Source organism: Gilliamella sp. Lep-s35 (assembly GCF_009795845.1).
Classification (GTDB): Bacteria; Pseudomonadota; Gammaproteobacteria; order Enterobacterales; family Orbaceae; genus Gilliamella.
Map to the genome: position 1 here is coordinate 51,286 of NZ_WTEX01000003.1, position 16,693 is coordinate 67,978.

Sequence of the window (16,693 nt, forward strand, 5' to 3'; positions counted from 1 at the left end):
CTTTTGGCTAATGGTATGAAATTTAAGCCATTAAATCAACGCCTATTTAGCTGTCCCCCTGGGCGTATTTGATCTTCAAGAATTGCTAGTACTGATTGTTTTATCATATTTCCGACAGCTTTTCCGTCCTCCTCTGATAAACCGCTGTTACCAACATTTACGGGCACATTTACGGTTATATTACCGCCTGATTTATTCGAGGTTTGCAGGAAATCCTTTAAATCAGCGTTTGTTCTAGCATCAACTACACGCTCACCTTTATCAAGTAGCCAAGTACCCTCTTTTGGGATGTTGTCAATACCGCTATGTGCCATTCCTGAAATTGTTTGAGCTGCGATCATACCTACTGACGCATAACCCAGACCTCGTGTAATTCCAGACATGACGCCAGTCGGATCAAACTCTAATGCTTTATCTGCCGCAACTTCTGTACTAATTATCGCTTGTGCTATAGCAGCGGCTTTACTAGCTACAAACATCGCTTTGTATGCAGCAGATGATTCGCCTGCAGTTTCTTTAAACATATCAGCAATAGAGCCAGTTAATGATGAGAATGTTCCGATCGTTGCGAGTGTGTATGCAGACTGAATATCCTTTTGCTTTTGTTGCATAGTTTCTTCAATCTTAACAATAGCATCAGCGTATTCTTGCTGTTTGATTTCCTTTTTTTTCAATAAATCATCAAACAATTTTAACTGTTGCTCATGCCAATCTTGAAGTTTTTTGTCATCCTCCGCTACATTCAGTAAATCGCTACCTAAGCCGTTGTAAGAGTTGTGATAACTAAATGTCGGTGCTGATTCAGCGGCTTTTTTAGCCATTCTATTAAGCATTTCTTCACGCTCTTTTAATGAAAGATTTGCTTTTTCGATAATCGATAAATGTTGCTTGTAAGTGTCTAGCTGTTGCTCCGCTGGAGTGCGCAAAGAATCCATAATTGATTTATATTCTTTTTGCGCATTTAGCTTATCTAACTCGATAGCTTTTGATTCTAATGCTTTCTTTTGAATATCAGTTAGCTTACTTAATTCCCCTTCCGCTAATTGCCTGCGGATTTTTTGTAGCTCAGTGATATCAGTGTAAGCGTTGATTTGACTATTTAGTTTGTCTAACTGCGACTTATACAGCTCTGCTGCGCTCTTGATCGTTTTTGAGTGTTTGAAGCCCTCTTGTAGTTTGAAGCTTTCACGTAGATTTTTTGTATATAATCTAAGCTTTTCAGTAAGTTCTTCTGACATTTTGCCAGTTAGCTCCTGACCTTTTGCTAAAGCAATTAAATCAGCAGCGTGTTCAATAGCAGCATCTCCGGCAGCCCGTTGTAAGCCAGCTAATACATACGCTGCTTCCGCCCCGCTTTCGGACTTAACTTTACTGACATCAAGTTGCTGACTAAGTACGCCAAGTTGATTTTCTAAATTCGGAAAATCAGCCACATCAAGCGTTTTTACTTCTTTAGCTGTTTCAGCTGAGGCTTTGCCCACCGCATCTAATTTTTCTTTGCTCTCTGCCAAAGCATCTATTGATGAATGCACAGCCGATGTCATACTTCCTAATGTTGTTTTAAATTCCTGCCCTTTTCCAACCGCATCTGCAAATTTTTCATTAAGCTCACCGACCTTGTTACCAAAATCATGCTTACTTATAGCTCCTTCGTCATATGATTTTTTTAGCGCTTTAAATTGATCAATATAGTCATGTATGGCGGATTGGTCTTCCTTTGTAACGATCCGTTGAACTGAATAATTGCCGTTCGCTTTCCAAGCCGTTTTAAATTTTTTTTCAAGTTGTTTTTGCAGGTTATCTATTTCATCATCAACTCTTTTAGAGTCTGCATTAACTTTCAATGTCAATTCTGATGTAACTGACTGTTGTTTACCTTTATTTAACTCTTTAAATCTAGCGAGAAGTTCGTCAACAGGCAATTGTAATTCTTCAAGCGGCTTCTTGGCTTTATCTGCGCCGTCGCCCATTGCAAAAAATGCCGCACCGACTGATACCGCTGTAGTCAGCAATCCAACTGGCCCACCGAGTAGACCTAATAAACCGCTACCAGCACGAGTTAATAAATTAAATTTACTAGTTAATGCGTTTACTTTTGTTTGTGCAGCAGTTAGCGCATTATTTGCTTGCGTTTGACGATTAATAGCTGCTGTTAAATTATTTTGCGCAACAAGACTGGCTTTTAAACCGACTGCGCGCTGTGCTTCAAATCGAGCTGCGTTTACTTCTGCAACTGCTTTTAATTGCAAGCTTTTAACTGCTGCTAGTTGCGCCTGAGCTTGAGATATTTGTGCAGCTCTATTTGCTAATGTTGTCTTTGTAGCATTGACGACTGAGTTAGAAAGATTACCGAAATATCTGGATAACCCGATACCTGTAAAGGCTACCCCAGCGATACCGATCAGTTCAATATTATTTGCAACTAGAATTAACCCGTTTGCAAGGCTTTTGGTAATGCCATGGCTTTTATTAAACTCACCAATCAAGTGTTTAAAACTGTTAGTCAGGATCGTTACACCATCTTTACCTGTGAAACCCATTGCATCGGCCATTGCACCAGTTTCATCTTTAACCTTTATCATTGCATCAGCAAGTTGTTGCATTGATATTTGCCCATTCACGCCAAGGCGTTTAACGTCCTTTTCAGCTATCCCCATTGAGTCTGCTAACGCTGATGCAATGTTTGATGTTGAAGACATCAATTGAGTCCATTGTTTACCGGTTATTTTCCCAGTAATCATGGCTTTATTGATTGTATCAATACTAACTTTTACTTTGTCAGCTGAAGTCGCATTCATTGTATAGCTATTTGACATAGCCTCGATGAAGTCAACAGTTTGGTCAATGCTATAACCAAGATCTTTCATTGAAGAAGCGGTAGCAATATACAGCTCTTGTGAATCCTCGATAGCTTTAGCGTTACGATTACTTATCGTAAGAAGTCTATCTTGTACATTTTCATAATCACTAGCAGAACCATTAACTGATTCAACCGCCATTTTTACACGAACAGCTAATTGTCCCCAGTCATCAGCCATATTGACAATGCTAGTAAAGGCAAATCCACCTGCAAATGCTGTAGCTACACTTAACGCTGATGATTTTAGCTGTGTTAATTGCATGTTCAGTGCTTGAACTGAACGATTATTGCTAGCAATGTATGCATCAAAACGCCTTGAGCGTTCCTCCATTGTTTTATAATAATCTGTGCCAAGTCGTGATGCCCTGCTCATTTCTCGTTGATATGATGATGAGTCGGCAGTAACTCGGATTGCCAATTCTCGCAATGTTGCCATTTTAGTTATTTCCCAAGTAAATTAGATAAAGCATCAAAGATACTCACAGGCTCTTTCTTTTCTTCTTTGAATTTAAGTAAACAGTCGTCAAACTCGACTTTTGCACCTTGTGAGCGATAAATGCTTGAAGATATTTGTGCGGCGTGCCAATCATGTCTTTCGTCACCAATCGGGTTTAATTTGTCGAATGCGACCCAGTAATAAAACTCTCTAGCCGTTAATGTTTGGTCAAGCTCGGCAAGAGTTTTACCGAGCCTTAATGCAAGCTTTAACTTAAAAAACAGCTCAGGATCGCTTTCTACTTTTTTTCAGCCTCTTTTATCGGCTCGCTTTTCAAGCCAAGTAGATTAAAAGCCTCATTTACTAGTCGAGTGTGGACTGGACCGTAGCTTTTTACTAAATCATCAATATCATTGCTGAAAACAAAATCACCGTTATCATCAAGCAAAACCGTTGCAAATAGCGTTGCTTCCGCTTTAATGTTTAGTAAATCTTTTTCTCGATCAGTCAGTTTTTCATTATCTGTGATATCTTTGATTGTCTTAATATACCGATTAAAATCAGTGTGCAAAGGCTCACGAATAGTAACCTCCACACCCCACTCGGCGACATGGACCGTTTTTGTGCGAAAGCCTGAATTTTTTGCTGTAATAATTTGTTTTAAATTCATTATTTTTGTCCTTGATTAGCAGCTGGAGCATTAAAAACGAACTTGCCTTTAACTTTGAATGAGAAAGAGCCAGTTACCACGCCGTTTTTTGCACCTTTAAACTCGTAACTTGTTACGCGTGCTATCCAGTCGATTGAGCTACCGTCTTCATATTTGATCTGAAATGCGTAGTTATCTCCCGTGTCGTACGATTTTCGTAATACTTGCTGTGCCACATTACCGATAACAAAGTTAGCATTCATCGAAACCGTTGCTTCAGCAGGTAAGCCGCTAATGGTTTCTTTTGTGATTGATGAAAGGGTCGATACGTCGATTTCTTCACCCTCAGGCGCTGTCATTGAGTAATCGGTCACAGTGCATTCTAAGCTGAGTTTTGCTGTTGCTGAGGCGATAAATTTAAGGGACGGATCTTTACTAACAAAAACACCGACATCCCTTGTTTTTGTGTATTCACTTTGTACTTCTTGAACTTCTGGCATATTAATATCTCCAAAAATAAAATAAAAAAACCGCAGTTAAGCGGCATAAAATGGTTAAATGTGTATTTATTGAATGAAAAATTCTAACGTTGAGCGATAAAGCTCGGTTTCGGTTTCATAGTCTTGGCGACTAGTGATATTGAATGGTTTTAACGGTTTCAGTTTTTCGTACGCTTGTTGTTTAATAGTTTCAGCTTCGAGCAATGTTTTTGCATAGATGTCAATCTGAAAACAATACTCAACAGATGATTGTCCGCTCATAACATCGTCATAAACTTCTGAAACTTTTGTGTAGCACAAGTATGGCGGACTAGTTCCTTGTGGCGCAACTAATGGGCTAACTCGACCGTTGCACAATGTTTTTAGTGTGTTATTAATTTTAGCTTCTATCATTTTAAGAAAATCTCATCGATATCTTTTAAAAACTGTTCAAATGCTGCATCTTCTGCCTTTTTTACATTTGCATCAAATGCGGGACGCACAAATGGACGTGCTGACATTTTTGATGTCCCGTTTTCGATCATCCACCAGTAGAATGGCAAAGTTTGTTTACTTTTCCCTTTTTTTGATTTCTTTGTGACTCGAATTTTTTTGAACTTAACACCTGCTGTTAGCGAGCCTCTTGCTGTATCTACAGAAATAGACCGCCTCAAGCGTCCAGTTCGAACTGGCGCACTTGCACGGATAGCGTCACGAAAAACAACAGCACCTGCACGCACAGCCTTTTTTGAAACTTTTCGTTGCTCTGCTTTTGACAGTAATTTAAAGTCCGCTTCAAGCTCTTTAAATCCAGCTATTGATAACGTGGGTTTAATCATAACGTACGCCTTTTTGGCAGGGTAACTGCAGATGAGTCTGCTTTTCATTTGTTAAAACGGCTTTAATATCATAAATAATCCCGTTATGACATGCCCGCATATCAGGAGTTATTAAGACATTTTTATATTTTCTAACGGTAATTGTGCAATTTGAGACAGACTGCTCGGTCTGGCTTGAATTAAATTCTCTTCCAGTCTGATCTGTTATTGCCCCCCACAGCGTAATAACATCATTCCATTTTTCTGTTATTTGTCCAAGTTCGTCTTTTTCTTTTGTTTTTTGTTGAAAAACAATACGATTTATTAAGCGACCAGTTTGCATAAACCTATCCAATTGCATGTTCTTTGAACGGATGTAGCATAACTTCAACATGAGCGGGAATACTACCACCTCCTCGCCCTTCAAACAGATTGCAAACAAGAATCTTTATTGCTAGTAAAACATCAGCTTCGGCAATAAAATAACGCTTACCATCACAACAAGGAAACTCTGTATCTTTTGGTAAAAAAATACAGTTACACTCTCTTTCGATTCTTTTATGAACACTTTCAATCAATGCAGATATAACAGGATCGTGCTCAGTTATATCATCTTCAATTTGAAGAAAGCGTTTCACATCAATTAAGTCAACAATCATTGAAGCACCAATTATTTTTTATAAAGCTTGGCCACATTCCGTGTTTCAACTAATTCTTTTGCATAACTAGCTTCAAAACCCGCAATATCACCACGTGAATAACGACTAAAAGGACAAATAAATTCAACAATAACTTTAACTTTAGTATCGTTTTTAGTACCTTTTTGCTGTTGCTGTGTTTTTTTATCATCAGGCGGTAACGGCGGCAAACCAGGACTTTTTTCTTCAATATATTTCAATTCAATTGAATTTTGATTAACCACATCATTCACGCTAAAGCTAAATGTTTCTGCACCAACATTAGTTGTTGAAACTGTGCATGTATATGTACCGTTATCATTGCTTGTTAGTGCAGACAAAATGCTTTTACTTTCAGAAATTAACGCTACTTTATATTCACTAGACAGATTTTTAATATCATTACCGTCAGAGTCCTTTAATTGGATTGTAATAACAGCTTGATCTGTCCCATTTGCTACGATTTGCTCTTTGTTTATCGATAATACAGATAATTGTGCATCAGCCACTAAGGTTTTAGTTTTGCTCATAATATTCTCCTAAAAATAAAGCCATCGATATTGATGGCCTTATTATTGATATGTTTTAATTAGACAAAATTACCTAAATTAGAAAGTAACTTTTGATCCGAATGACAACCCCTCTGGATGACGGAATCCGATATCATGTTCAGTAACAACACGAATTAAGGACTGATTACGAGCAAAAGCAGAAACTTGATTACCGTTAGCATCGATATATGTTGCTTCTCGTGAATAGTCAATTGTCATATTGCCATCTTCGCCAATTACGACATCATTGAAATCAGCAAAATAAATTTCAGTTTCATTTGATCCAGCACCTAAATTCGATGGGATTGCATTTGTGTGCTCAATTGGATAGCCTTTCAACATCCCTTGAGCCATTTCTGGATAAACTTTATTGCCATTACCATCACGAAGCCCATACAGATGCATCCACGTGCGAGGCGACATTGCCCAGCCGCACTTAATCATCAAGCTGTTTGATTCCATCAGTTTTAAAATTAATGAGTCTAAATATTTATCAACTGCGTTCAAATCCACAGCCCCTGACCAATCAACATTACGTGAATTGCTCAAGGCCGTGGCTTTAAAACCCTTCGGTGTATTATTACTACCATCATCACGTAAAAAGGCTTTATCTTCACGCACTGCAATTGCTGACAGCACATCAGCTAATACCATTTGTTCAACATTGAAACCTGCTCGACCAATTAATTGGTTAGACATCGGAACAAGCGCAATCATTGTTTTAGCCGCTAATTTAACATCGTCAAATTTTGACTCTGTGGCTTTTGCATCACTACCTTCGCCAACATAGGAAGCTGTTGCACCACCTGACATACGAGGCAAACTCAAATTACCATTTGGTAATGGGATTGAACGCGCCCCCAGTTTTCGAACTACAGTACGATCACGTAAAAGCTCAATCACTTCGCTATATAAATTTTGCGGAATTAATGCACCACCCGATGCTTGTGTAGTACTAATTGCCATTGAAACGCCTTTGTCGCCGATTTCTGTTTCGGCAAATTTTGCAGCATCTTGAAGATTACCTTTACCTGCAGCAATAGACATGGCAATTCTAGCCAACCCGGCACCAGGATATTGTTTAAGATCTTGCTTAACAACAACTGCCGGAGCATTAACGGCACTAACTGGTTGTGCAATAGCTGCTTGCATTTTTTCTGCTTTTTCAAGTTGTTCTATTTGCGCTGTAATTTCATCAAATTCAGTACAAAGTTGAGTGAATTGAGCGGACTCATCACTCGTTAACCCCGCTTCTGACTTTTTAGCTAAAGCTTGCACTTTATCATTTACTTCTGAACGTTTTCTTCGTAATTCTAGAATTTTAGACATGTTTTCACCTTGATTTAGATATAAAAAAAGCGACCGAAGTCGCTTGATGAGAGTAAAAATTATTAAATTCGTGATGCGTGATCAATTGCCTGTGCACGAATCTTAATGTTATTTTGAGCTTTTGCTTGTTGTTGATACTGTGATGCAATTAAATTAATTGCATTTTGAGGCGTTTGTAATTCATCCGCTAGTCCTGCGCTTATTGCTTCATTACCAAAATAACATCTTGCTTGTGTATTGATAATCGTTTGAACATCAACACCTCTATATTTAGCAACTGATTCAGTAAATAATTTATACATCCAGTCAAGCTGTGCGTTAAGAAATTCCAGAGCATGATCGCTTAATGGCTCATGAATTGAACCTGCATTTTTATAATCACCTCGATAGAGTGTTGTAAATTTAACACCTTCATTTTCTTCCAGCTTTGACATTTCCATATGTTCTAGAATTACACCAATTGATCCAACTCCTGATGTTTCACTGATAATAATTTTAGAACATGCCGAAGCAATGAAATAAGCAGCAGAAAAAGCGCAATAATTAACAATAGCCGTTATTGGTTTTATTTCTCTTGCTTGAAAAATAAAATCAGCCAGCTCTTTACAACCTGTTGCGGATCCACCTCCAGAATTTATATCAAGCACAATTTCCTTTATTGAGGAATCATTCAGTGCTTGATTGATATCAGTACGTAATTTCTCATAGCTAACAAGCTCAGTGCAGGCGGCATTGATTGATCCACGACGTGTAGTTAACAAACCGTGGATAGGGATAACTTTAACAGGGCTAGCGGTGCTTGTCACAGCAGTTACTTCAACATCATTCGTGCTTAAATTGATTTTATTCAATTCAAGATCTGATAATGTCAATGAACCGCTTAGCATACGAGGAACGACAACCGCTTTTACTGCGTTCAATGTTTGCGGTGTTGCATAATGAGGAACTCCAAAAACCTGATTTGCTAGATGAGGATAATTAATTAATTTCGGCATAATATTGTCTCTATTTCTTTTATTTGAGATGGCGTTGCTTTTTTAATTCCTGTTAACATTGATGTATCAATCATATTCAACGGTGTTAAATAAGTATCGCCGCCAGATATTGGGGTTAGGTTTTCCATTCTTCGGATATCATTGACAGATAACCACCCCCACTGCCTGCCAATCGCATATGATTCATACCGTGCTTTTTGATCGCCTCTAAGCAATCCCGACACGTTAAATTCAATATATAAATCTTTACGTTCTGACGGTAATAATAAATCACGCATCATTGCTGCTTCGTGACGTTTTAACCAAGGCAATAAGGTATAAATAACAAACTGTAACCCTTGATGCTCAATATTGCTAAATGTGGCTTTGTCCAAGGACTGAATCATATGAGGAGGAACTTTATATAATCGGCAGACTTCAATTACGCCGTATTGGCGGCTTTCTAGTAGTTGTGCCTTTTCGTTATCCATAGCCAATTGTTTGTAAGTCATGCCCTCTTGTAGTAACGCTACTGAGAATGCATTGCGTATACCGCTATGCTTTTCTCTCCATTTATTTAAAATAGCGTCAACTTTTTCTTGGGACTCAATCGGTTTGACATCACTAGGACGTTCTATTACGCCACTCATTGTTGTGCCATTAGCAAACACTTGTGATGCATGCTGATCAACGGCAATACTCAAACCGATAACATCGGCATTAGTTTGTAGCGGTGAAACACCCACAAAACCATCAAATGAAAATGCTTTAACATGATGCATCATGTGCATGGGGACAATTTCATTGTGATCTAAAAGGTTGTAATACGGTAATCCGTCAGGACCTTTTAAAACCTGAATTTTTTTAGGATTTACAGGGATTAACTCTGTTACATAACCACTTCCGTCACGCTCTATTAATGAATAACTATTTCCATCAACGCCAAGATAGCCTTGCTTTTGTTCATTGAATTCAAAAATAGTGTCTTTTTTATTTGGCTGATTATGAATTAAATCATATAAAGGGTGATCTGTTGCTCGTTCTCGCTGTCCATTTTTACCACGACGATAGAGTTCACAGGGCAACTGTGCTACAGACTCGGCTAAAAGAGTAACACAGGCCTGAACTGCGCTTTGTGCAAATGCTGTTTCACGATTTACCATCACCCCTGCCGAGCTTGATCTTCCAGAAATAGAGCTAATCCAACGCCAAGCTCCACTCTGTTGAATTTTATGCCCTTTGAACATTGAGGGAGTAAACATTATTAACCTTCTTTATTTTCAATTTGTTGTGAGTTAGCAATCACCTTTGAAGCAAAATATGACCACATGATAAAAATACAACCTGCAGTAATAAAACCACATGCGGGCAATATAAGCCATGCTCCGTAAGAGACTAACGCCCCTCCCAGAACCCCAATTAAAAAAATAATTATGTTTAGCATAAGACATCCGTTTTTTCGTAAATTGAATCTTCGTCATCTTGTTCAGATAGAATAATTCGACCGATAGCCATTATTAACGCTACCGCTCCATCAATTTTGTTTTCGTTTCGCTCTTTTATTGGTCGAACAATATCATCATTACCTGGTGCGTTTTTTCCAACAACGTTACTAATACACCACGTCAAAATGGGGTTACCATCGTGATGAAACCTACCCGACTGAATAGCAGCCTCCAATTCCTTCATTGGATCACTTAAATTAGTAAAGTTTTGAATAATTGTGACTGGGTTTAATCCTTCGTCAGCTAAATGATGTGATAGGTTTGTAGCTCCGTGCGGATCTATCGCTGAAACTGTGACAGGATTATCTTTGTTGGACTCAATAGCATCATGTAATATTTCACGATAATCAATTTCGGCACCGTCAGTAACATCTAGATGCCCAGTATTAATCCATTTTTGAAATCGTTCTGCTGTTTTTCTATCTTCAACATCTGCACCATAAACAGTGTCATAGGGCACCCAAAACTTTGGAGAAATACAATAATAATGGCGTTTACCATCAAGAATTCGGTGAAATAGCCTGACTCCACTGTTCATATCCAATTTTCTGGCCAAATCATATCCACGTATTACTGATTGCCCCTCAAATTGCTCTAACGATAAACTTTTATCTTCACAGCTTGCCCAACTGATCATATTAAAAAATGCTGATTTTGCTGAAACCCACACGTTCAAATGTTTAGTCTTAAACGTATTTGCCAATCTTGCATTATTAATTGCTCTTTGTTGTTGGCTTAATAAAAAGTCACGATAAACAGAAATACCTATATTGGGATTGGCCTTTTCAAGCGCGGAGGGATCTGTCCAGTCATCGCCTTCGTCAATCGTGTAAATAATGCCAAACAGTTCGTCATTTGGGACTGTTGCATTTAGCATATCAATCACCTCTCGACGCTTGTCATAACAAGGACCTTCAATGTTATAACCTGCGGTTGTAATCGCCCACATCAACGGTTGTTTGCGCGCACCCATACCGGTTAGCATTGTTGTGTAAAGTGAATCGGTATCATGTTCATGATATTCATCAACAATTGCACAACTAGGAGAAGCACCATCACCAGGATTACCGATCAATGGTTCAAAGCGAGCACCGTCTGCAATTCGACTAAGATTAGAAGCATTTACGGTTATACCAAAGGCTTCACAAAGAAGAGGTGTTCGTTTACACATTAATCGAGCTGGGCGAAAAACTTCCCACGCTTGTTTTTCAGTTGTGGCACCAGAATAAACTTCTGCACCAAATTCATTATCCGCCGAAAAGCAGTATAACCCCGTTCCTGCTGAAATTGCCGACTTCCCATTTTTACGCGGAATTTCAGTGTACACTTCACGAAATCGACGTAAATTTGTTTTTTTATGAACCCATCCGAATACACAACAAAATATAAATAATTGCCACGGCTCTAATGTGATCGGCATCCTTTTAAATGCCCACTCACCTTTTGTATGTGGCAATAATTGAATAAATTTACATACTTTTTCCGCAAGATCTTTATTAAATTTATATTTAAACGACTTATTTTTTTCTTGTTCTAAATCATCTAAATGCCTTTGGCATGCATCAATTACATATTTACACGCAATAATTTTCCCTTTAACAATATCTCTTGCATATTGATTTGCAGCATTAACATTTTTATATGATTTTTTAGCCATAACTATAAATTACTAAATGGGTTATTTGATTTTTCTTTAGTCGCTAAACCAATCAATCTTTGGCGGCTACTAGGATCTAAACCCAGCAGTGCACCAGTTGTGTTCATTTCAGATTCTTGTTCTTTTTTAGCAGTTAACTCAGGATTTTTTACTGGTCCACCAGTTGCGCCGATCACGGTATTACCCTGCCGAGCAATATTAATTACAGCTCTACGCCAAAATTCATATGCGACACACCAACGCTCAAGAATACTCAAATCGGTTACACACAATAGTCCTTCGGCACACAGCTCTTTTGCTGTTAGCTCCCACATGAGTATTGCCAGTTGTAAACCAGCTTCTACGAACCATTCAGGAGGACTAACTCCCACAATCGGAGTGAATGTTGGCTCATATTTGTTGAGTTTTCGTTTACCAGGATTATTAGTGATTTTTTTTATTGCGACTGGTTTTGGCTTACGTCCTGACCGTCCGCTTGCTCCAGCCATAACATCTCCAATTTAAAGTTCATTTTTCGCGGTTGTAAAAATTTGACTAGGGGGGCGGTACTCAGGAAGAAAAGCTACAGAGATTTGATCCCCCCTACCTAAGCCGCTCTCTTGCTGTTTTCTTATCATGACAGTGCTTATTAATTGCACGCAGATTACTTAGGTCATCTGTTCCGCCATGAGCCTTGGCAATGATGTGATCAACGTGAGTGGCTTCTTTAACCAAACCCAATCCCTTACATTCATCACACTGACAAATATATTTATCACGCTGCAAGACTTGTTTTCTTAGCTTGTCCCAAGATGATCCATAACCTCGCTCATGTCTTGAACGACCCTTTTGGTACCTAGCCCAACCGTTCTCAGTTGGTTTGTGACTTGTACAATAACCTGACGCATCAGTTGTAACCCGTGGGCAACCTTGTTTTCTACAAGCTTTCGGTGTGCGAGCTGGCATATTACTCCAAATTAGACAAACTAGACAAACCAATTATGTTGAGAACAGTAACGTTTTCCTTGCGATGTTTTGTTCTTACATCCCTTCTTACTACAAACAGACCAATCCATTTTGCGTTTTATTTTATTCACCTTGATCATGTATAAATGTTTATCACAATAACCACTTGCTGAATACGCACAAACACAACAGCCTTTTGCCTTACATCTCACCTCAACACCTCAATCTCGACACCATTAGAGTTTGTTATAAAGACGCTTTCACCTTCATAAATAAACAAATATGAAAGTTCCTCTTTATCATTTTTATCATCTGTTGATAAACAAACTAATCCTATGATCATCGTATTATCGTTGATGCAACGAGGAATAATAAAAACCTTACTATCATCGCGATAAACGCCTTTTTCAATTTCAGTGGCTCTCCCATAGCAAATCATATGCTCTGGTCTCTCATACCCCTTTTTTTTGGCCTCGGCAATTGTTGAATCAAACATTAACTGACCAGGTCTAGCTATCACTACTGAATCACATTCGCTAATAATTGTGTTGTTATTTGTGTTTATCTTTACTGTTTGCATTATTTTCACCAATCATTTTTTCGTAAATAGTTATACATGAGTTAGCACGATTCCGTTCTTTTTCACCCCATGTTTTATATTCATTCATTAACTTAAGCGCATCTTTCCACTTAACAAGATTTTGCTCTGTTATTGCCGGTTCAGGATTTTGTTTCGAAATGGCATCTGGCAATGGAACGTAAGTCGGAGTTACATACTGAATTTTAGTTTGTTGAGAACAACCTGTGGCGAACATCATCAGCAATATTACTATTGCCGCAATCGTCACTTTTAAGTAATGCATCCATGTCTTTCTGTAATACATCATACTCACCTTGTAACTGCTCGTTTAAGTTCATATAAAGATTTGTTTCTTGCACAACTGTTTCGATTGAACTTTTTGTCAGTTCGCGCTGATATTCCAACTTACCAACATACTCTTTCTCTCGCTTCAAATCTTCTTGAGCGTAACTCAATTGTATTTTTGCAATTCTGCCCTTTAGGCGTTCAGAGTTATAAATCCAAAACCCATTACTTGAAATTAACGACACGATCAGAACAAAGATTGTTATTGCTATTTTTTTATTCATGATTACGCTCTATCAAATAGCTCTTTTTCTGCTTGACGACGCTGAGTCAAACCATTGCAAGTTTTTTTAACACCATTTACCCTGATTTTGTTCCACACTAAAAATTGATTAGATGCACCTGAATAATCACCCGCATTTAATTTTTTTAATAATGTTGAACCAGTAAATGCAGTAATGCCGATATTGAAAACCAACAAAATTAGAGCATCAAATTGATTTTGATTAATCGGCACTTTAACTAATTTATTCACTGCATTTTCAAACTGAACTAAATCACCCGTTAGGAAAATTTCAGCTTGTCCTACTGTTATTTTATCGCCCTCTTTTACTCCTGTAGTATGACCCCAACCGATAGTCCAAACACCTGCAGAGCATTGGTATGCTATTAACCGTAATCCCTCAAACGACTTTAATTTAGATTTTCCATTAATGCTTGTTTTCATTCTTCCTCCTAAAATTAAATATCCTTGGCCAAGTTGAATTTTTAAATGCGCCAACAACATTACCGTTGTGTGCCAACAAAACAGCCAGAATAAAACTTCTACCCAATATTTCCGTAAGATCAATTATTTTAGGTTGACCTATAAATACCAAAATAGGGTCGGAAATCATTGCAAGCATTAATGAATAGGCCAGAAGAGATGGAAAGAATCTAAATTTTGACTTACCACGTCTATAGCAAAACAACACACCTGCAGATGATAAACTCAATAAAACAACAATCCATTTAAGGAAAGGTTGTACCGAGTTCATATCGAAGTTAAATAAACTAGCTAATAGATACATTAATCATCCCTCCTATTGGAGAGCCATTTTATAATTGAACTAAAAATAGATTTTTCTACATCTTTGTTCTCTAAGAAATACACTAGCACTTTTACAATAAATGCGGAGGACAACAACGCACCTAATGACTGATCAACAGTTAACTGAACAAATGGAACCAATGCAGCTATAATTTTCCCAACCGCGTTAGATGTCGTGATACCGAGAAAAAATGACAAAATAAAATACAACCATCGCCGACTCAAACTAATATTATGGCTAGATGTCATATATAGTGTTGCGCCGGCAAATGAACTAATTATTACTGGATATGCGTCAGATCCAGACACAACACCAATAGCGCACATTACCGCTAAAAATGCTGATGTAGTTGCTGGCTCTTGCATGTTTTACCCTTTTAATTTAAATGTTTAATAAGTGAGTATAATTAACGAACATGTTCCAAATAAAGAAAGGCGGCGAGTTGCAGCGATATAAACACTGTGGAGCTAATGTGGAGTAATAGCGTTTATATCTCTCGCCATAATTTTTGGGCAATAAAAAACCCCAACTGAGTAAGCAGGGGTTTAATTTGGATGCGAAAACCGCAATATAGGCGTATTATATGTCGCTACACAGCGACAGTCAATCACATAAAATTTATTTTTTATATAATAAGGATAATTTTTTTGAATTATAAGAGATAAGAAACATGTCAAGAAAACTTCGATTTATTAAACCATCACTATATCCAAGTGAAAAAGTGCAAACACTCACGTTAGAACGAATAAAATATAACTATGAGAACGGAATTACAACTAATTTAATCCCCGATACAAATATTCTTATAGCCATGGAAGAATGTGCTGATAAGAAAGTAAATAATGACCAAGATAGAATTAGAATTTTGAAAGATCATGATTTAATAGAGTTATTTAACTTATTGGGATTAAACTCATACTCAAATATTGCATGGTGCCCTTTTTTTTCTTTATCTGAAATGCCCGGTAAATATGCAAATTATAGCTATAAAAAACTAAAATTATTCGATAAAAAATTTAAATTCGAATGTGCTTATGAAGAAGATAATATCAATGATGATACATTTGATAAGCAACAAACCAGAAAAACGATAGATAATTTCACTTCAGGGCAAAAATTAATATCTTCTTTTTCCTACTGTTCATTGTTATTAATTCAAATTATTGAAAAGAATCTAAACAACTCAACTTTTGATGACAAAATTAATCTCTATATTCGTATTGTTATAGATGAACTTGATTTAGTGTCTATGAAAGAATTCTTTATTGCTTGTATTGTTTTCTACTCATCATCTGTAAGACAAAACAATGGTCCTTATAAAGAATTAATTAAAGATATTAAAAAGAATTTTTATTCTGGAAAAGAATCGAAGTCATTTAAAAAGTTATCACCTTTAGAAATAATGAAGTCCATAGCATCAAATGGCTCTTTTGATTTAGCACTTATAAATATATGTAACATTGGTGATTTTAATGGAATTGATGGCGAAAAATTAGATAATTGGATTGTTTCTTTCGATAATAAATTATTTAATCTTGTAAGGCATTTTCCTCATTTCAAAAATGGAAAAGGTGAAAGTTCACATGTATACTATAATAATCTACTAGAAATTATGCCGGAACATAAAGATAGACTTTTGTCTATTATGTCATTATTAGAAAATAGAAAAAATAAAACCCTGAAACTTGAAAAACTTCAAAATGAACCCTTAAATATATACATGAAAGAAATTGAGTTAACTATTGAAAAATTTCATAAAATGGCAATGTATGGCATCTAAAAAAGTCCTTCAGGGCTTATTTCCCCAAAAAATAATAACTCCTGATATTAAAAAACCCTCTAAGAGGGTTTGATTCA

Annotated in this window: 23 protein-coding genes; 1 reads left to right on the forward strand and 22 read right to left on the reverse strand. The window is 37.2% G+C overall.

What is annotated here, in order from left to right:
• Positions 1 to 35 precede the first annotated feature (35 nt).
• The 22 genes from GQ590_RS01855 to GQ590_RS01960 form a co-directional block, all read right to left on the reverse strand.
• On the reverse strand, positions 36 to 3,296 hold the full coding sequence (locus GQ590_RS01855; RefSeq protein ID WP_160406189.1) for a tape measure protein: 3,261 nt from the start codon (positions 3,294 to 3,296) through the stop codon (positions 36 to 38).
• Between the two features lie 5 nt (positions 3,297 to 3,301).
• Entirely contained in the window at positions 3,302 to 3,580 is a 279-nt protein-coding gene (locus GQ590_RS12815) for a DUF4035 domain-containing protein (protein WP_160406242.1), read from the reverse strand.
• A gap of 14 nt (positions 3,581 to 3,594) precedes the next feature.
• Positions 3,595 to 3,966, reverse strand: coding sequence for a phage tail assembly chaperone (locus tag GQ590_RS01865; RefSeq protein WP_160406188.1), 372 nt, complete (start codon positions 3,964 to 3,966; stop codon positions 3,595 to 3,597).
• Positions 3,966 to 4,445, reverse strand: a complete 480-nt coding sequence (locus tag GQ590_RS01870; RefSeq protein ID WP_160406187.1) for a phage tail tube protein — start codon at positions 4,443 to 4,445, stop codon at positions 3,966 to 3,968. Before GQ590_RS01870 ends, GQ590_RS01865 begins: the two co-directional genes overlap by 1 nt.
• A gap of 66 nt (positions 4,446 to 4,511) precedes the next feature.
• The gene (locus tag GQ590_RS01875; RefSeq protein ID WP_160406186.1) at positions 4,512 to 4,838 is read right to left on the reverse strand and encodes a DUF3168 domain-containing protein; all 327 of its coding nucleotides are present in this window, start codon (positions 4,836 to 4,838) and stop codon (positions 4,512 to 4,514) included.
• Positions 4,835 to 5,263, reverse strand: a complete 429-nt coding sequence (locus tag GQ590_RS01880; protein ID WP_160406185.1) for an HK97-gp10 family putative phage morphogenesis protein — start codon at positions 5,261 to 5,263, stop codon at positions 4,835 to 4,837. The genes GQ590_RS01875 and GQ590_RS01880 overlap by 4 nt, the downstream gene beginning before the upstream one ends.
• Positions 5,256 to 5,585, reverse strand: a complete 330-nt coding sequence (locus GQ590_RS01885; protein WP_160406184.1) for a phage head closure protein — start codon at positions 5,583 to 5,585, stop codon at positions 5,256 to 5,258. The genes GQ590_RS01880 and GQ590_RS01885 overlap by 8 nt, the downstream gene beginning before the upstream one ends.
• A gap of 4 nt (positions 5,586 to 5,589) precedes the next feature.
• Complete coding sequence (locus tag GQ590_RS01890; protein WP_160406183.1) at positions 5,590 to 5,901, reverse strand: head-tail connector protein; 312 nt, start codon at positions 5,899 to 5,901, stop codon at positions 5,590 to 5,592.
• Positions 5,902 to 5,912: 11 nt separating this feature from the next.
• On the reverse strand, positions 5,913 to 6,449 hold the full coding sequence (locus tag GQ590_RS01895; RefSeq protein ID WP_160406182.1) for an Ig-like domain-containing protein: 537 nt from the start codon (positions 6,447 to 6,449) through the stop codon (positions 5,913 to 5,915).
• A gap of 78 nt (positions 6,450 to 6,527) precedes the next feature.
• The gene (locus GQ590_RS01900; RefSeq protein WP_160406181.1) at positions 6,528 to 7,799 is read right to left on the reverse strand and encodes a phage major capsid protein; all 1,272 of its coding nucleotides are present in this window, start codon (positions 7,797 to 7,799) and stop codon (positions 6,528 to 6,530) included.
• Between the two features lie 62 nt (positions 7,800 to 7,861).
• Positions 7,862 to 8,794, reverse strand: coding sequence for a S49 family peptidase (locus GQ590_RS01905; protein WP_202112836.1), 933 nt, complete (start codon positions 8,792 to 8,794; stop codon positions 7,862 to 7,864).
• On the reverse strand, positions 8,782 to 10,035 hold the full coding sequence (locus tag GQ590_RS01910; RefSeq protein WP_160406180.1) for a phage portal protein: 1,254 nt from the start codon (positions 10,033 to 10,035) through the stop codon (positions 8,782 to 8,784). Before GQ590_RS01910 ends, GQ590_RS01905 begins: the two co-directional genes overlap by 13 nt.
• Before the next feature lie 2 nt (positions 10,036 to 10,037).
• Positions 10,038 to 10,217, reverse strand: a complete 180-nt coding sequence (locus GQ590_RS01915; protein WP_065611385.1) for a hypothetical protein — start codon at positions 10,215 to 10,217, stop codon at positions 10,038 to 10,040.
• On the reverse strand, positions 10,211 to 11,935 hold the full coding sequence (locus GQ590_RS01920) for a terminase large subunit (RefSeq protein ID WP_160406179.1): 1,725 nt from the start codon (positions 11,933 to 11,935) through the stop codon (positions 10,211 to 10,213). The genes GQ590_RS01915 and GQ590_RS01920 overlap by 7 nt, the downstream gene beginning before the upstream one ends.
• 2 nt (positions 11,936 to 11,937) lie before the next feature.
• Positions 11,938 to 12,423 carry a phage terminase small subunit P27 family gene (locus GQ590_RS01925; protein WP_160406178.1) on the reverse strand — a complete coding sequence of 162 codons (486 nt, stop codon included), beginning with the start codon at positions 12,421 to 12,423 and terminating at the stop codon, positions 11,938 to 11,940.
• Positions 12,424 to 12,517: 94 nt separating this feature from the next.
• Positions 12,518 to 12,880 (reverse strand): HNH endonuclease, encoded by a 363-nt coding sequence (locus tag GQ590_RS01930; protein ID WP_160406177.1) that lies wholly within the window; start codon positions 12,878 to 12,880, stop codon positions 12,518 to 12,520.
• Positions 12,881 to 13,088: 208 nt separating this feature from the next.
• Positions 13,089 to 13,460, reverse strand: a complete 372-nt coding sequence (locus GQ590_RS01935; RefSeq protein WP_160406176.1) for a hypothetical protein — start codon at positions 13,458 to 13,460, stop codon at positions 13,089 to 13,091.
• The gene (locus tag GQ590_RS01940) at positions 13,432 to 13,698 is read right to left on the reverse strand and encodes a hypothetical protein (RefSeq protein WP_160406175.1); all 267 of its coding nucleotides are present in this window, start codon (positions 13,696 to 13,698) and stop codon (positions 13,432 to 13,434) included. Before GQ590_RS01940 ends, GQ590_RS01935 begins: the two co-directional genes overlap by 29 nt.
• Complete coding sequence (locus GQ590_RS01945) at positions 13,664 to 14,029, reverse strand: hypothetical protein (protein ID WP_160406174.1); 366 nt, start codon at positions 14,027 to 14,029, stop codon at positions 13,664 to 13,666. The genes GQ590_RS01940 and GQ590_RS01945 overlap by 35 nt, the downstream gene beginning before the upstream one ends.
• Before the next feature lie 2 nt (positions 14,030 to 14,031).
• On the reverse strand, positions 14,032 to 14,472 hold the full coding sequence (locus GQ590_RS01950) for a lysozyme (RefSeq protein WP_160406173.1): 441 nt from the start codon (positions 14,470 to 14,472) through the stop codon (positions 14,032 to 14,034).
• On the reverse strand, positions 14,456 to 14,815 hold the full coding sequence (locus GQ590_RS01955) for a phage holin family protein (RefSeq protein WP_160406172.1): 360 nt from the start codon (positions 14,813 to 14,815) through the stop codon (positions 14,456 to 14,458). Before GQ590_RS01955 ends, GQ590_RS01950 begins: the two co-directional genes overlap by 17 nt.
• Complete coding sequence (locus GQ590_RS01960) at positions 14,815 to 15,201, reverse strand: putative holin (protein WP_160406171.1); 387 nt, start codon at positions 15,199 to 15,201, stop codon at positions 14,815 to 14,817. The genes GQ590_RS01955 and GQ590_RS01960 overlap by 1 nt, the downstream gene beginning before the upstream one ends.
• A 305-nt stretch (positions 15,202 to 15,506) precedes the next feature.
• Between GQ590_RS01960 and GQ590_RS01965 the strand changes: the two genes are divergently transcribed.
• A complete protein-coding gene (locus GQ590_RS01965) occupies positions 15,507 to 16,616 on the forward strand; it encodes a hypothetical protein (protein ID WP_160406170.1) in 1,110 nt (369 codons plus the stop codon).
• Positions 16,617 to 16,693 lie beyond the last annotated feature (77 nt).

Bases quoted from the DNA above. Each gene is read 5' to 3' on its own strand.
- GQ590_RS01855 (WP_160406189.1), bottom strand. From the start codon at position 3,296: ATGGCAACATTGCGAGAATTGGCAATCCGAGTTACTGCCGACTCATCA.
- GQ590_RS01865 (WP_160406188.1), bottom strand. From the start codon at position 3,966: ATGAATTTAAAACAAATTATTACAGCAAAAAATTCAGGCTTTCGCACA.
- GQ590_RS01870 (WP_160406187.1), bottom strand. From the start codon at position 4,445: ATGCCAGAAGTTCAAGAAGTACAAAGTGAATACACAAAAACAAGGGAT.
- GQ590_RS01875 (WP_160406186.1), bottom strand. From the start codon at position 4,838: ATGATAGAAGCTAAAATTAATAACACACTAAAAACATTGTGCAACGGT.
- GQ590_RS01880 (WP_160406185.1), bottom strand. From the start codon at position 5,263: ATGATTAAACCCACGTTATCAATAGCTGGATTTAAAGAGCTTGAAGCG.
- GQ590_RS01885 (WP_160406184.1), bottom strand. From the start codon at position 5,585: ATGCAAACTGGTCGCTTAATAAATCGTATTGTTTTTCAACAAAAAACA.
- GQ590_RS01890 (WP_160406183.1), bottom strand. From the start codon at position 5,901: ATGATTGTTGACTTAATTGATGTGAAACGCTTTCTTCAAATTGAAGAT.
- GQ590_RS01895 (WP_160406182.1), bottom strand. From the start codon at position 6,449: ATGAGCAAAACTAAAACCTTAGTGGCTGATGCACAATTATCTGTATTA.
- GQ590_RS01900 (WP_160406181.1), bottom strand. From the start codon at position 7,799: ATGTCTAAAATTCTAGAATTACGAAGAAAACGTTCAGAAGTAAATGAT.
- GQ590_RS01905 (WP_202112836.1), bottom strand. From the start codon at position 8,794: ATGCCGAAATTAATTAATTATCCTCATCTAGCAAATCAGGTTTTTGGA.
- GQ590_RS01910 (WP_160406180.1), bottom strand. From the start codon at position 10,035: ATGTTTACTCCCTCAATGTTCAAAGGGCATAAAATTCAACAGAGTGGA.
- GQ590_RS01915 (WP_065611385.1), bottom strand. From the start codon at position 10,217: ATGCTAAACATAATTATTTTTTTAATTGGGGTTCTGGGAGGGGCGTTA.
- GQ590_RS01920 (WP_160406179.1), bottom strand. From the start codon at position 11,935: ATGGCTAAAAAATCATATAAAAATGTTAATGCTGCAAATCAATATGCA.
- GQ590_RS01925 (WP_160406178.1), bottom strand. From the start codon at position 12,423: ATGGCTGGAGCAAGCGGACGGTCAGGACGTAAGCCAAAACCAGTCGCA.
- GQ590_RS01930 (WP_160406177.1), bottom strand. From the start codon at position 12,880: ATGCCAGCTCGCACACCGAAAGCTTGTAGAAAACAAGGTTGCCCACGG.
- GQ590_RS01935 (WP_160406176.1), bottom strand. From the start codon at position 13,460: ATGCAAACAGTAAAGATAAACACAAATAACAACACAATTATTAGCGAA.
- GQ590_RS01940 (WP_160406175.1), bottom strand. From the start codon at position 13,698: ATGATGTTCGCCACAGGTTGTTCTCAACAAACTAAAATTCAGTATGTA.
- GQ590_RS01945 (WP_160406174.1), bottom strand. From the start codon at position 14,029: ATGAATAAAAAAATAGCAATAACAATCTTTGTTCTGATCGTGTCGTTA.
- GQ590_RS01950 (WP_160406173.1), bottom strand. From the start codon at position 14,472: ATGAAAACAAGCATTAATGGAAAATCTAAATTAAAGTCGTTTGAGGGA.
- GQ590_RS01955 (WP_160406172.1), bottom strand. From the start codon at position 14,815: ATGTATCTATTAGCTAGTTTATTTAACTTCGATATGAACTCGGTACAA.
- GQ590_RS01960 (WP_160406171.1), bottom strand. From the start codon at position 15,201: ATGCAAGAGCCAGCAACTACATCAGCATTTTTAGCGGTAATGTGCGCT.
- GQ590_RS01965 (WP_160406170.1), top strand. From the start codon at position 15,507: ATGTCAAGAAAACTTCGATTTATTAAACCATCACTATATCCAAGTGAA.